Here is a 12,493-nt window from a genome sequence, read left to right as displayed (position 1 = left end):
GCCGAAGTATAGGGGTGCCCCACAAAGGATCGAACCTCTAAAAGGACAGTGATTCGCTCATCTTTTTGTATAGTCGGCACACCCCTCTTTAGAGGCGTCTGGAAGCTAAGATCCCTCGTACTGCGGGCCGCAACACATTACGGGAGAAGGTTCTTCTCTCCTCCAGCCAGCGTCGCGGAAGATGTTTTCCATCACTTCCCTTAACTCCGCCAGTGCAAAGTCACCGGCCCGCTCAGCGGATGCTCTCCGGTGCCCTTCAGCCGCGCCTCCTTCAGCGCGAAGTACCACTTCGCAGGCTTATCCGCATCGTCGATCAGCATCAGCCCGGGATGAAACCGCAGCCCCTCCGCCTGCTCGATCATGGTCTGCTGATCCTGCTTCACAAACCGCGTCCCAAAAAACGTAGCAACGGAGGTTACGAATGGAACGTAATAGAAAATATCCCACGCCGCCATCACATCGATCCGGCACGTCGAAGCCGTAATCGGGGTCACCGTCGTCAGGCTCGAGAACCATCTCTTCCCGGCGCGAATCGTCTCATACCGCCGGTTCGGCAGCACAAAGTCAATCGTCGTCGTAATCGACTCGCCGTAAACCCCCAGCAGCTTATACGGCGCCGAGTTCGCGCTCGGAGCATGCGACGACATGCGAAAGCCCTCTGGAATCGGCTCAAAGTGCTTCGTCTTCTCGTGGATACTCGCCTTGCTTCGCCACCACCACGCCTGGTGCACAAACGGCCCGTGCGCCGGATCCATCAACCCGATAATCCCGTGGTCAACATTGCAAGGCAGCTCCGCCACCAGGTGCGCGCTGCGAAACTTCTCCGAAAACTTCGGCACCTCCGGCACCGGCGGCAGCGCCTCACCCACTCTCCCCGTACCCGGAGCAGGCAGATATACCCACGCATACCCGTCGCGCTCCTCGCAAGGAAACGCGCTCGCATAGATCTTCGTCGGGTCCAGCGTCTCATGGCTGGTCAGCGAAGGAATCTCCCTGCACTGCCCACTGCAAGGCTCGAACCTCCACCCGTGGTACTTGCACGTCACCGTCTCCCCATCGAACCATCCCGCCGACAGTGGAATCCCTCGATGTGGACAAAGATCCCGCATCGCAAACAGCTTCCCGCCCGTCTTCCTGCCCAGCAGCAGCGGAACACCCAGCAACAGCGCCTTCGCCGTCTTGCCCTCCTGCAGTTCACCAGCACGCAGCGCCGGATACCAATCCCCAAAGATCAGCTCCGTCGGCGGTCCCGCAATCTCCGCAACTCGTACCAACTCACTCAAACCGACTCCCTCGCCTTATCCAGCCACACGCTCCCATCATAGCCGCGCCCTCCTCCATCGCCCCCAAACCATCATCATTGGTAAACTCACCCAACATCATCACAATGCAGACGCCGCCCTCCATATCCTCACTGTCCATCCCGGCGCGAAACCGCCTCATCCTCTTCCTGCTCTGGTTTCTCTGCTACGCAACGCTCGCCCTCTTCGTCCCTCCCCTGCTCGACGACGCCGACTCCGTCCACGCCGAAGTCGCCCGCGAGATGCTCCTCCGCCACGACTGGGTCACCCTCTACGCCAACGGCATCCGCTACCTCGAAAAATCACCCCTCATCTATTGGAGCACCGCTCTCAGCTTCAAACTCTTCGGCATCACCACCGCCGCCGTCCGTCTTCCCATCGCTCTCACCGTCCTGGGTCTCGCTCTCGCCCTCGAAGCCTTCGCCCGCAAAGCCTTCTCCACTCGCGCGGGCCTCTACGCCGGACTCATGATCCTCTCCAGCTTCGGCATTTTCATCTACACCCGTATCCTCCTGCCCGACGCCGATGTCTGCCTCTGGCTCACCCTGGCCCTCTTCTGTTACTGGCGCACAGAACAGCCAGACCCACCGCAGCCTCAATCCGAACAGCCACAGAATAGGGTGCCCCATCTTCGCGAAGCGAAGGTGGGCATTCGCGAAGCGAACCGAACGTCTCCCCTCTCCGCACAATCCAAAGCCAACCCCATCCTCTGCTGGACCTTCGCCGCCTGCTGCGCCCTCAACATCCTCACCAAGGGCCTCATCGGCATCGTCTTCCCCATCCTCATCGTCTTCGCTCATCTGCTCCTCACCCGCCGCAGCCTTCGCGCCGTCTTCTCACGCATCCGTCAGCTCCGCCCGCTCTCGAGCATCCTCGTCTTCCTCGTCATCGCCGCACCCTGGCACATCCTCATCGCGTTCGCCAACCCCACCCAGGGTCACCCCGGCAGTCTCGCCTTCTCCCATGGCCACTGGTCCGTCCCGCTCCCCACCGACGGCAACGTCCACGGCTGGCTCTGGTTCTACTTCGTCAACGAGCAGCTTCTCCGCTACCTCAACCTCCGCGTCCCCCGCGACTACGACACCGTCCCCCTCGCCCTCTTCTGGGGACTCATCCTCATCTGGATCATGCCCTGGAGCGCCTATCTTCTCCGCGCCCTCGCCACCGTTCCCTGGCGCAAAGCCTTCCGCCCCTTCGTCTCCATCCGCACCCTCACCCAGCGCGAAAGCACCCTGCTCCTATTAGGTCTCTGGTCCATCATCCCGCCACTCTTCTTCTCCCTCTCCACCCGGCAGGAGTACTACGTTCTCCCCGCGCTTCCAGCCATGATCCTGCTCATCGCCGCCTGGCTCGACGACGAAGCCACCGAAGCCGAATCCTTCAAAGTTCCCAACTCCCTCGTCCGCTCCGGCCAGCGCATCTCCGTCTTTTTACTTGCTCTCGGCTCCCTCGCCGCCCTCGTCGCTGGATTCTTTCTCTTTCACTCCCACGCCCCGGCCCCTGGCATAGATCTCGCCTCGCTCCTCAAGCAAAACCCCGGCGACTACGCCCTCTCCTTCGGTCACTTTCTCGATCTCAACGCTCAAGCCATGGGCGCCTTCCGCGACCCGCTCCAGCTCACCGCCGTCGCGCTCTTCGGCGGAACCCTCGCCAACTGGCTCTGCCGCCGCAACTACCGGCCCCACGCCGGAAACCTCTGCCTCGCCGTAGCCACCTTCGCCTTCCTCGTCGCCGCCCACATGGGCCTGCAGACCTTCTCGCCAGTCCTCACCTCGCGTCAGCTCGCCACCACCATCGCGCCCGAGCTCAAACCTTCAGACATCATCGTCATCCATGGCGAGTACGAAGCCGCCAGCACCCTCGGCTTCTATCTCCAGCGCAGCGACCTCCACATCCTCGATGGCCGAAGCTCCAACCTCTGGTACGGATCCTTCTTCCCCGACGCCCCACCCATCTTCGAGGACACCCTCTCCCTCAAACTTAAGTGGCTTGAGCCTCGCCGCATCTTCCTCTGGCAGGATCTGGCCGAGCCGGTACCCGCCCTCCCGGGTAAGACCTACTTCATCGCCCAAAGCGGAGGCAAAGAGATCCTAAGCAACCAACCCAACCCGTACTAAAATCAGCACCGACTAGAAAAAGTCAAAGGGAACAGAGGCGAAGCCAAAAAAAGCCACGTCGTGGCCGCCCCACGCGCAGTGGGCCCGTCCGGCAGGACAGGCCTCTACAAGTCTTTACTCATCCGTCTTCCACACAAACAGAAACTCGTCGTTACTCGACGTAGCCAGGTTAATCTTCTGCTGGCGAGCCGCCCTGCTCAACGCCGACCGCACGTTCTCCTTCGTATCCGGAAGCTGGGCCAGGGGAATCTTCAGGGCGCTCCCTGTCTGCAACTGCGCAATGTCGTTCAGCAGTTGCGTGATGATTGCCTTGTGCTTGCCATCCCTGCCCTTCGGAACATTCACCTGCAACACCGACTCGAACTTCATAACCTTTGAGGCAAACTCGCCGTCGCTACCCATGATCTTCTCCCTTAACCTGATCTGGAACTAACGTGACGCTAACGTGATACTAAATTGATGCCTCAAGCAGTTGTCAAGATGCTTTCTTCTACTCAATTAATCTGACCCATAACTGACAGATATAAAAGAGTTAACCCGTACAGCGGAAGCTGGTCTAGCGTTCAGACAGAGGTACCGTCATGTCCATGAAAACCAGGATCCGGTATGAAGTTGTCCCCATAGCCGAAGTTCCAAGTGAAGACGCCGTAGCTATCCCCGAAAAAAACAGGCCCGTAGTCCTCATCGTTGACGACGAGCGCATCATCGCCGACACCCTCTCCACGATCCTCTCCCGCAGCGGCTTCTCCACCCTCACCGCTTACGACGGTATCGCCGGTCTTGAGATCGCCCACTCCGCCGCCCCTGACCTCATCATCTCCGACGTCGTCATGCCCGGCATGACCGGCGTCGAACTCGCCATCACCGTCACCCAAACAATCCCCACCTGCAAGATCCTCTTATTCTCCGGACAAGCTGCCACCGTCGATCTCCTCGAAGAGGCCCGCAGCGCAGGACACAACTTCACCACCCTCTCCAAACCAGTCCATCCCACCGATATGCTCAAGCGTGTCTCGGAGTGCCTCGCCATCCAGACGACCACCCTCCCACCTGCTCGCACCACAGCCAGCTCAACCCAGGCCGTAATCTACTCGATCAACTAGTCTCGCCCAGCGGCCGCTCCAACCCCAGCCTCGTAGACCGCGGCATCCTTCTTTGCCTGGCGCACAAAGTCTTCCAACCGCTGCCCCTTCTTCTGCACGAACTCACGCTTCAGCACCTCGACCTCCTCCATCCGGTCGATCCGAAACACCCTGAAGTCCTTCCTCAGCTCGCACCACGCCGCCAGCGTCCACGCTCCGCCCCAGAAGTAGAGCGCAAGTGGCCGCACCTCGCGCACACTGCTCTGCCCATCCTCCCTGGCATAACGAAACGCCACCGCCCGCCGCCCGACGCACGCATCGTGCAGCACGTCCAGCCGCTCCTTCAAAGGCTGCACCATGCGATGCCCCGGCGCATACATCAATATCGAGTCCAGCCGCTCGCGAAGCTCTGCAGGCAGCACCGCCTCAATCCTCTGCAACGCCTGATCCGCAGACGCCGCACACGCCGCTCCGCCCCAAGCCTGCACCATCCGCGCGCCCAGCACCAGCGCCGTCAGCTCATCCCGCGTAAACATCAGCGGAGGCAGGTCCAGGTCGCGCCGCAGCGTGTACCCAACCCCCGCCTCCCCTTCAATCGGCATCCCCGAGCTCTGAAGATCGCGAACATCCCGGTAGATCGTCCGCTCCGAGACCTCGAGCTTCTCCGCCAGCATCTTTGCCGTCTGCAGCCTGCCACCGCGCAGTACACGTACGATTCGGAAGAGTCGGTCAGCCCGTCGCATGCAACCATCCTACCCACTTCATGAGGTGTATACCGCGTAGCACAAGATCTCTCCCCGCGACCAACGGGAGCGCCAACCGAAGGGGTATATAAGTCACGAAGTGACCGCCCCGCGCGCAGCGGGCATTGGAATTGGAATTCGCAGCGCGCAGCGGGCAATAGCATGGCGAGCCGCGCAGCAGGCGGTGGCATGGAAGATCGCGCAACAGGCATCTGTCGTTGCCCCTTCAAATCGAGCTATGCAGCCCAACATGGTTACCCTCGCTATCCTTCACACATGCAAACGCGCCATGCCCTCCCGGAATCAGCGTCCGAGGCATCAGGATCAACCCTCCCGCCTCGCGAACCCGCGCCACCACTGCCTCCAGCTCTCCATCGCAGTTCAGGTACACCATCGTGCCGCCGCTGCCAGGCTTGCGAAACGTCCGCTTCACCAGCGCCCCGGTCATGGTCCCTGGCTTCGCCGGAAACACGATCAGATCATCCGCATCGCCAAGATCGTCCTTCTTCATCGTGCGCCCAAGAATTGTCTCGTAGAACCGCGCCGCCCGATCCAGATCGGCACACGGAATCTCGAACCACACCGCACCCGACTTCGATTGTTCCTTCATATTGCCTCCTCGTACTGATAAACACAGAGGCAGAATACTGACACCCTCCTGACACCGTACTGTCAGGAGCCTTTCAAAATCTTCGCCCGGAATCCCGGCTGGCATACTATTGCCTGAATGATTCCAGCTCGTACCCGAAGCCGCCGGCCCCTGTAGCTGCATCCGTTACTGCTCTGATCGCCATCATCGCCGTGCAGCTCATCATCATGGCGCGCGTAAACTCCTGCACCTGGGATAAAGCCGACCACACCTACCAGAGAGCGCTCACATTGGCGAAGACGGTCGAACCGGCCTTCCAAAGTTCTCCCGGAGGGGTGCTCGAAAAACACTAGGCGGAAAGCGCTAAACGAAAGAAGCTCTAGCACGGGCAAAACAGGGAAGCCATCACCCTCGCCACTACTGGGGATGCATCAAAGCAATCAGGGCAATCTTCATGATCTTTGTCAGTCTCACGCGCCTGCGCATTCGCTCCATTCGCTTCCTGCCCCTCTTCGTGATCTATACGCTGCGATCCCTTCGGCAGGTAAAGAAGGCGCCCGGGTTTCAGAGAGGGGCACTTCTGCCTGACCGAAGCTGGACCTTCTGGACGATGACCGCCTGGGACCAGTCCGACAGCATGCGCAGTTACATGACTACAGGAGATCACAAGCGTGCGATGCCGCACCTCATGCACTGGTGTGACGAGGCCTCCGTAGCCCACTGGGAGCAGGAGGAGAGCACATTGCACTCTTGGGAAGAGGCTGATCGACGAATGCGCGAGAGCGGCCGCATCTCGAAGGTGAACCACCCAAGCCCCGAACACGCTTCTCTGAACTATCGAAAGCCGCGAACATCCGGCGGCGGCTCTATTACGCCTTAGCGCCGCGCACCCATCATCATCAAGCAGCGCTACTCATCGACGATACTGCTCTTCACTCACATGTTCCATCCACTCGACACCCTTGCCATCCAGCCTCTCCTGGATAGCAATATGCGTCATCGCTGTCGTCGGCGTAGCTCCATGCCAGTGCTTCTCATTCGGTTCGAACCACACGACATCCCCCGGACGAATCTCCTCGATCGCGCCGCCCTCACGCTGAACCCATCCGAAGCCAGCCGTAACGATCAGCGTTTGACCGAGCGGGTGCGTATGCCACGCAGTCCTCGCCCCCGGCTCAAAGGTCACGCTCGCGCCAGACACACGCGCAGGATCCGGTGCCTGAAAGAGCGGATCGACTCGCACCGTTCCCGTGAACCAATCCCCCGGTCCCTTTGCCTGAAGGCTGCGAACCCGCTCTCTTAATCTCCATGTGGTATTCCCTTCGCTTCGTTGATACCCACTAACTCTGCTTCGATCACATTACTTTCAAGCGGAACAAAGATCGTGCAGAAGCAAGTTCAGCAAGGTCCGCTTCGCCTCCGCGCTTCCTAGTACCCACCCGGATCGCCCTGCTGCAGATTTTCAAACCGCGTATAGTCCGCCAGGTACGCCAGCTGAATACTGCCCGTCGGCCCGTTTCTCTGCTTCGCAATAATGATCTCAGCCTTACCCTTCAGGTCTTCGTTCTCGCGATCGTAGTACTCCTCGCGATGGATAAAGCACACCACGTCGGCATCCTGCTCAATCGAGCCCGACTCGCGCAGATCGCTCAGCAGCGGCTTCTTGTCCCCGCCCCTCTGTTCGCTCGCACGAGAGAGCTGCGACAGCGCCACCACCGGTACCTTCATCTCCTTCGCCAGCGCCTTCAGCCCGCGCGAGATCGCCGAGACCTCCTGCGTCCGATTTTCAAAACCCTTCTGCGCTCCCGAAGATCCCGTCATCAGCTGCAGGTAGTCGATGACGATCAGATCCAGCGCCCCATGCTGTTGCTTCAATCGCCGCGCCTTCGCCCGCATCTCCGCCAGCGTAATCCCTGGCGTGTCGTCGATAAACATCTTCGACTCCATCAGCCGCTCCAGCGCGCTGATCAGCTTCGAACGGTCATCCCGCATCAGCATCCCGGTCTGAATCGCCTTCGAATTCACCAGCGCCTGCGACGCCAGCATTCTGCGCAGCAGACTCGCCTTGCTCATCTCGAGCGAGAACACCGCCACCACCTTGCCCCCACGCACAGCCGCATTTTCTGCAATGTTGATCGCCCACGCCGTCTTACCCATCGACGGCCGAGCCGCAATGATCGTCAGCTCCGACTCCTGCAACCCACTCGTCATGCGGTCGAACTCGAGATAGTGCGTCGCCAGTCCCGTAACCTCGCGCCCCTGCTCATACAGCGCGTCAATCGATCCAAACGAGTCCTTCACGATCGCCGTAATATCCGAGAACCCGCCCGTCACCGCGTGTTCGGAGATCTCCGTCAACCGGCTCGTCACCTGGTTCAACACATCGATCGCATCGCGGCTCTGGTCAGAGGCCTCGATCATCCCCATATCGCACACCGTCAGCAGCTGCCGCATCAGGCTCTTGTCGCGAACAATCCGCACATAGCTCTCAATGCTGAGCTTTCGCGGCAAACCCTCGCTCAGAGACGCGAGATAGGGCAGCCCGCCCACCGAATCCAACTCCTTCTTCTTCCCCAGGAAGTCGGTAACGGTCACAATATCGACCGCATGGCCCACCTCTACCAGGTGCAGCATCGCGTCGTAGATCTTCCGGTGCGAGTCCAGCGCAAAGTCATCGGTCTTCAGCAGCATCGTCGCGTCGATGATCGCAACCGGTTCTACCAGCATCGCGCCGAGAATCGTCATCTCGGCATGCACCGAGGCCGGTCGTTCCTGATCTCCGACAATATGGGGGTACGTAGCCATAACTCTCTCACCTTACTCAAACCCATCCTGCGGAAAGCAGAGGGTCGCTGTGGAAGCTGTGGATTAAAACCCACGCCTCCGTCTTCCAGCCCTGAGTCTTTAGTCTACGTCCTCTCGTAAATCATCCACGGCCTCCGCTAAGTGCCCTCCTTGGTACCCGCAGCGCGGCCGTTATACGCTAAGGCTGGATCCAACCTAAAACGAGGCAGGAGCAAAGATGGGCGTCGAAAAAGTTCTAACCATTCCCGAGGAGGCCCAGCGCGACAAAGCCTCCTTCGAGGTTCTCCGCGTCTGGATCGCCGAACAGGGCCAGCACGTCAGCATCCGCAGCGGAGCCTGGGAAGACCCCTTCGCCTGGGGTATCGTCCTCGCCGACCTCGCCCGCCACATCGCCCTAGCCCACCAGATCCAAAACAAGGACACCGACCCCGAAGCCTTCCTCAACCGCCTCCTCGAAGGCTTCGAAGCCGAAATCGAAAACCCCACCGACGAACCCGAAGGCGAAGTAACCCAATAACCAAGGCTCACAACCGCGATTGCCCTTGCCGTTGTTTGTCCTTTTGTTGTCATCCCGTAGGGATCTGCGGTTGCACTTGCCGTTGCTGTTCTCTGCTCTTTGTTGTCATCCCGTAGGGATCGGCTGTTGCCCTTGCCCTTGCCGTTACCAGCCCTTCGTTACCATCAAGAGAGAGAGGCCCCCAGCAACCCAGCCGAGCAAAAATAAATCACAAAACCCTGGCACATCTCCCACAGTCCAATCCCATGCTGCTAAAACATCACATCCACCACCCATTCCACCACGCCTAGCCACGCAAAAAACCACGTCCAAACGACGTGGTTTTCTGAAATACCCCTGAAAAACAAGCCCTCCGCCACAAGCAGAGCCAGCCAGAATTATTTGTGCTTGTAGTCCTGAAACAGCTCAGGAAACTGCTGCTTCAGCGCCGCAGTCTTAGGCACATCGCAGATCTGGATATAAGGATTATTCGGATTCTTCTCCGCATAATCCTGGTGATAATCCTCGCCATCGTAAAACCCCTTCAACGGCACTACCTCTGTCACAATCGGACGAGGAAACACGTGCGTCGCATCCAGTTGAGAGATATAGGCTTTAGCCACCTTCTCCTGCTCCGGCGAAGTATAAAAAATCACCGACCGGTACGACGTCCCCACATCCGGCCCCTGCCGATTCATCTGCGTAGGATCATGCACTACCGAAAAGAAGATCCTCAGCAGCGTCCCATAGCTAACTTTGGAAGGATCGAACACAACCTTCACCGACTCCGCATGCCCTGTATCCTCCGAGGAAACCTGTTCATACGTAGCCGTCGAAGCAGATCCGCCCGAGTATCCTGCCGTTGTAGCCGTAACACCCTTCACCCGCTGAAATACCGTCTGCACACCCCAGAAACACCCACCAGCAAACACCGCAGTCTCATGCGCCGAGGAAGCATGCGGCTCATCCGTCGCAGGAGCTGGAATCGGCTCTTTTCTCTCCGCACCCAGAACCATGCTCTTCCCCCTGCCAAACAGCGCAAACGCAATCACAGCAACAACCACCACCATCAGTCCAGTTTTCCAGGCAGATGCCATCTCACACACTCCAATCCACACCTCATTGGACGCCAAAACTGGTCAGCAGTTACATTTTGCCCATCATCCAGCACAAACGTGCCCCGGCTAAGCGACCCGAGCGCGCCCCTGAATCTCGATATAGATGTGAATCAGGCTCACCGCGGCGGGCGTAACCCCTGCAATACGGCTCGCCTGGCCAATCGTCTGCGGCCTCACCCGCGACAGAATCTCCCTCATCTCATTCGACAGCCCGCTCACCGCCGCATACTCGAACCACTGCGGAATGACCCTCTTCTCCGCCTTCCGCATCTTCTCCATCGAGCGCCGCTGCTGATCGAGATACCCGGCGTACTTGATCTCCGTCTCCACCGTCTTCATCTCGTTGCGAATCCACGCAGGCAATCGCGCCAAAGATCTGGGTGCCCCATATCTCGATTCTGAGATGTGGGCATCGTGCGCAGCACGACCATCCTCTTTTACATCCGCCGAGGTGCTTTCAATCGCGGTAACCCACACAGCAAACACGTCGCCTCGCTCAGCCAGCCGCTGCTTCAACACCGGAGCGATCTCCTCCACCAAAACCTCGGGCCGCTTCAGCAGCTGCGCAAACGTCTGCCCAACCACAGCGGCACCGTCGCCATCCAGCCTCTCCATCCAAGAAACCGGTAACTCTCCCGTCCGCACCCGCTCCGTGTTCAACAGCTTCTCGAACGCCGCCGCCCGAGCCTGCTTCGCCTCATACTCCGCCCACGCAGCATCATCGATCAGCCCCAGCCTCCGACCATGCGGAGTCAACCGACTATCCGCATTATCGATTCGCAGATGCAACCGGAACTCCGCCCGCGAAGTAAACATCCGGTAAGGCTCATTCGTCCCTTTGCTGATCAGATCGTCAATCAAAATCCCCGTATAAGCCTCAGTCCGATCCAGCGTGAACCCCTCCTCACCCCGCACCGCCAGCGCCGCATTGATCCCCGCCATCAATCCCTGGCACGCAGCCTCTTCATACCCACTCGTCCCATTAATCTGACCAGCCAGATAAAGCCCCGCAAACGACTTCACTCGCAGCGTACGATCCAGCTCCGTCGGATCGATCGCGTCATACTCGATCGCATACCCTGGCCGCAGCATCTCCGCGTTCTCAAGCCCCGGAATAGACCGCACCATCGCCGCCTGAATCTCCATCGGCAGGCTCGTGCTCATGCCGTTGATGTAGACCTCATGCGTATTCAGCCCCTCCGGCTCCAGAAAAAACTGATGCCGCGTCTTATCTGGAAACCGCACGATCTTGTCTTCAATCGAGGGACAATACCTCGGTCCAATCGCCTCGATCTGCCCCGTGTACATCGGCGAGCGGTGCACATTCTCTCGAATCAGCCGCAGCGTCTCCGGCGTCGTATGCGCGATGTGGCACATGATCTGCCGCAGCGGAAGCGATCCACCCCTCGCAACAGCAGACCGAAAGCTGAACGGCGTAGGATCTTCATCCCCCGGCTGCTCCTGAAACTGGCTCCAGTCAATCGTGCGTCCATCCAGCCGCGGCGGAGTCCCCGTCTTCAGCCTGCACTCCCGCAGCCCAAGCCGCTTCAGCGCCTCACCCAGCAGCACGCTAGCGGGCTCCCCACTCCTCCCCGCCGTGTACTGCTGCTCCCCGCAATGAATCAACCCATTCAAAAATGTCCCCGTCGTCACAATCGTCGCAGCCGCATGGATCGTCCGCCCATCCCGCAACCTCAGCCCACGCACCACCCTCCGCGGCACAAAACCGGGTGCCCCATATCTCGATTTTGAGATGTGGGCATCGAGCGTAGCGAGACCGCCTTCCTCAGCGTCCTTCAACGAAGGATCTTCCTCCACAATCAGGTCCACCACCTCAGCCTGCTTGATAAAGAGATTCTTCTGCCCCTCCAGCACCTCGCGCATCTTCACGCGATACAGCGCCTTATCGCACTGTGCCCTCGGCGACCAAACTGCCGGCCCACGCGAAGTATTCAGCAGCCGAAACTGGATGCCCGTCGCATCCGCAACCTCGCCCATCACACCGCCCAGCGCATCCACCTCGCGCACCAGGTGTCCCTTCGCAATCCCGCCAATCGCAGGGTTACAGCTCATCTGCGCAATCAAATCAAGATTCAACGTAAAGATCGCCGTACGCAGCCCCATCCGCGCAGCCGCCATCGCCGCCTCGCACCCGGCGTGCCCCGCACCCACAACCACCACATCGAACTGCTCCGTAAAGCTCACATATCCATTCTAGTAGCTCCAGCACGCTTTCTTAAAT

11 protein-coding genes and 1 pseudogene are annotated in these 12,493 nt (G+C 59.5%); 4 read left to right on the top strand and 8 right to left on the bottom strand.

All coding sequences use genetic code 11. The features are described 5' to 3' along the window. Positions 1-200: 200 nt before the first annotated feature. Positions 201-1,283 (bottom strand): Rieske 2Fe-2S domain-containing protein, encoded by a 1,083-nt coding sequence (locus GSQ94_RS04720; protein ID WP_158942159.1) that lies wholly within the window; start codon positions 1,281-1,283, stop codon positions 201-203. A 104-nt stretch (positions 1,284-1,387) separates the two neighbouring features. Between GSQ94_RS04720 and GSQ94_RS04715 the strand changes: the two genes are divergently transcribed. Then, positions 1,388-3,418, top strand: a complete 2,031-nt coding sequence (locus GSQ94_RS04715) for a glycosyltransferase family 39 protein (protein ID WP_158942158.1) — start codon at positions 1,388-1,390, stop codon at positions 3,416-3,418. Positions 3,419-3,532: 114 nt separating this feature from the next. Here GSQ94_RS04715 and GSQ94_RS04710 read toward each other — a convergent pair whose 3' ends face one another. Next, a complete protein-coding gene (locus GSQ94_RS04710; protein WP_158942157.1) occupies positions 3,533-3,820 on the bottom strand; it encodes a hypothetical protein in 288 nt (95 codons plus the stop codon). A 185-nt stretch (positions 3,821-4,005) separates the two neighbouring features. Between GSQ94_RS04710 and GSQ94_RS04705 the strand changes: the two genes are divergently transcribed. Further along, the gene (locus tag GSQ94_RS04705) at positions 4,006-4,521 is read left to right on the top strand and encodes a response regulator (protein ID WP_158942507.1); all 516 of its coding nucleotides are present in this window, start codon (positions 4,006-4,008) and stop codon (positions 4,519-4,521) included. Here the strand turns inward: GSQ94_RS04705 and GSQ94_RS04700 are convergent. Beyond that, positions 4,518-5,243 carry a YafY family protein gene (locus GSQ94_RS04700; protein WP_158942156.1) on the bottom strand — a complete coding sequence of 242 codons (726 nt, stop codon included), beginning with the start codon at positions 5,241-5,243 and terminating at the stop codon, positions 4,518-4,520. The two genes, GSQ94_RS04705 and GSQ94_RS04700, sit on opposite strands and share 4 nt — an antisense overlap. A gap of 226 nt (positions 5,244-5,469) precedes the next feature. Next, on the bottom strand, positions 5,470-5,853 hold the full coding sequence (locus GSQ94_RS04695; RefSeq protein WP_158942155.1) for a VOC family protein: 384 nt from the start codon (positions 5,851-5,853) through the stop codon (positions 5,470-5,472). Between the two features lie 433 nt (positions 5,854-6,286). Between GSQ94_RS04695 and GSQ94_RS04690 the strand changes: the two genes are divergently transcribed. Continuing rightward, positions 6,287-6,712: a DUF3291 domain-containing protein gene (locus GSQ94_RS04690; protein WP_158942154.1), complete on the top strand. Its 426-nt coding sequence runs from the start codon at positions 6,287-6,289 to the stop codon at positions 6,710-6,712. Positions 6,713-6,745: 33 nt separating this feature from the next. On the opposite strand, the pseudogene GSQ94_RS04685 reads toward GSQ94_RS04690, so the two are convergent. After that, positions 6,746-7,142, bottom strand: a pseudogene (locus tag GSQ94_RS04685) (cupin domain-containing protein). Between the two features lie 118 nt (positions 7,143-7,260). Further along, positions 7,261-8,637 (bottom strand): replicative DNA helicase, encoded by a 1,377-nt coding sequence (dnaB, locus tag GSQ94_RS04680; RefSeq protein WP_158942153.1) that lies wholly within the window; start codon positions 8,635-8,637, stop codon positions 7,261-7,263. 217 nt (positions 8,638-8,854) lie between these two features. On the opposite strand from dnaB, the gene GSQ94_RS04675 reads away from it, so the two are divergent. After that, positions 8,855-9,154, top strand: coding sequence for a DUF5076 domain-containing protein (locus GSQ94_RS04675; RefSeq protein WP_158942152.1), 300 nt, complete (start codon positions 8,855-8,857; stop codon positions 9,152-9,154). Positions 9,155-9,531: 377 nt separating this feature from the next. Here GSQ94_RS04675 and msrA read toward each other — a convergent pair whose 3' ends face one another. Both msrA and GSQ94_RS04665 read right to left on the bottom strand, forming a co-directional pair. Continuing rightward, positions 9,532-10,149: a peptide-methionine (S)-S-oxide reductase MsrA gene (gene msrA, locus GSQ94_RS04670; RefSeq protein WP_254063679.1), complete on the bottom strand. Its 618-nt coding sequence runs from the start codon at positions 10,147-10,149 to the stop codon at positions 9,532-9,534. Between the two features lie 168 nt (positions 10,150-10,317). Next, a complete protein-coding gene (locus GSQ94_RS04665; protein WP_158942151.1) occupies positions 10,318-12,456 on the bottom strand; it encodes a tRNA uridine-5-carboxymethylaminomethyl(34) synthesis enzyme MnmG in 2,139 nt (712 codons plus the stop codon). Between the last annotated feature and the right edge of the window lie 37 nt (positions 12,457-12,493).

The sequence above is a fragment of the Granulicella sp. S190 genome, assembly GCF_009766095.1.
Lineage (GTDB): Bacteria > Acidobacteriota > Terriglobia > Terriglobales > Acidobacteriaceae > Edaphobacter.
The sequence above is the reverse complement of the archived record's forward strand: the minus strand, read 5'-3'. Positions and strand labels throughout refer to the sequence as shown.

Bases quoted from the DNA above. Each gene is read 5' to 3' on its own strand.
- GSQ94_RS04695 (WP_158942155.1), bottom strand. From the start codon at position 5,853: ATGAAGGAACAATCGAAGTCGGGTGCGGTGTGGTTCGAGATTCCGTGT.
- GSQ94_RS04675 (WP_158942152.1), top strand. From the start codon at position 8,855: ATGGGCGTCGAAAAAGTTCTAACCATTCCCGAGGAGGCCCAGCGCGAC.
- GSQ94_RS04710 (WP_158942157.1), bottom strand. From the start codon at position 3,820: ATGGGTAGCGACGGCGAGTTTGCCTCAAAGGTTATGAAGTTCGAGTCG.
- GSQ94_RS04715 (WP_158942158.1), top strand. From the start codon at position 1,388: ATGCAGACGCCGCCCTCCATATCCTCACTGTCCATCCCGGCGCGAAAC.
- GSQ94_RS04700 (WP_158942156.1), bottom strand. From the start codon at position 5,243: ATGCGACGGGCTGACCGACTCTTCCGAATCGTACGTGTACTGCGCGGT.
- dnaB (WP_158942153.1), bottom strand. From the start codon at position 8,637: ATGGCTACGTACCCCCATATTGTCGGAGATCAGGAACGACCGGCCTCG.
- GSQ94_RS04705 (WP_158942507.1), top strand. From the start codon at position 4,006: ATGAAAACCAGGATCCGGTATGAAGTTGTCCCCATAGCCGAAGTTCCA.
- msrA (WP_254063679.1), bottom strand. From the start codon at position 10,149: ATGGTTCTGGGTGCGGAGAGAAAAGAGCCGATTCCAGCTCCTGCGACG.
- GSQ94_RS04690 (WP_158942154.1), top strand. From the start codon at position 6,287: ATGATCTTTGTCAGTCTCACGCGCCTGCGCATTCGCTCCATTCGCTTC.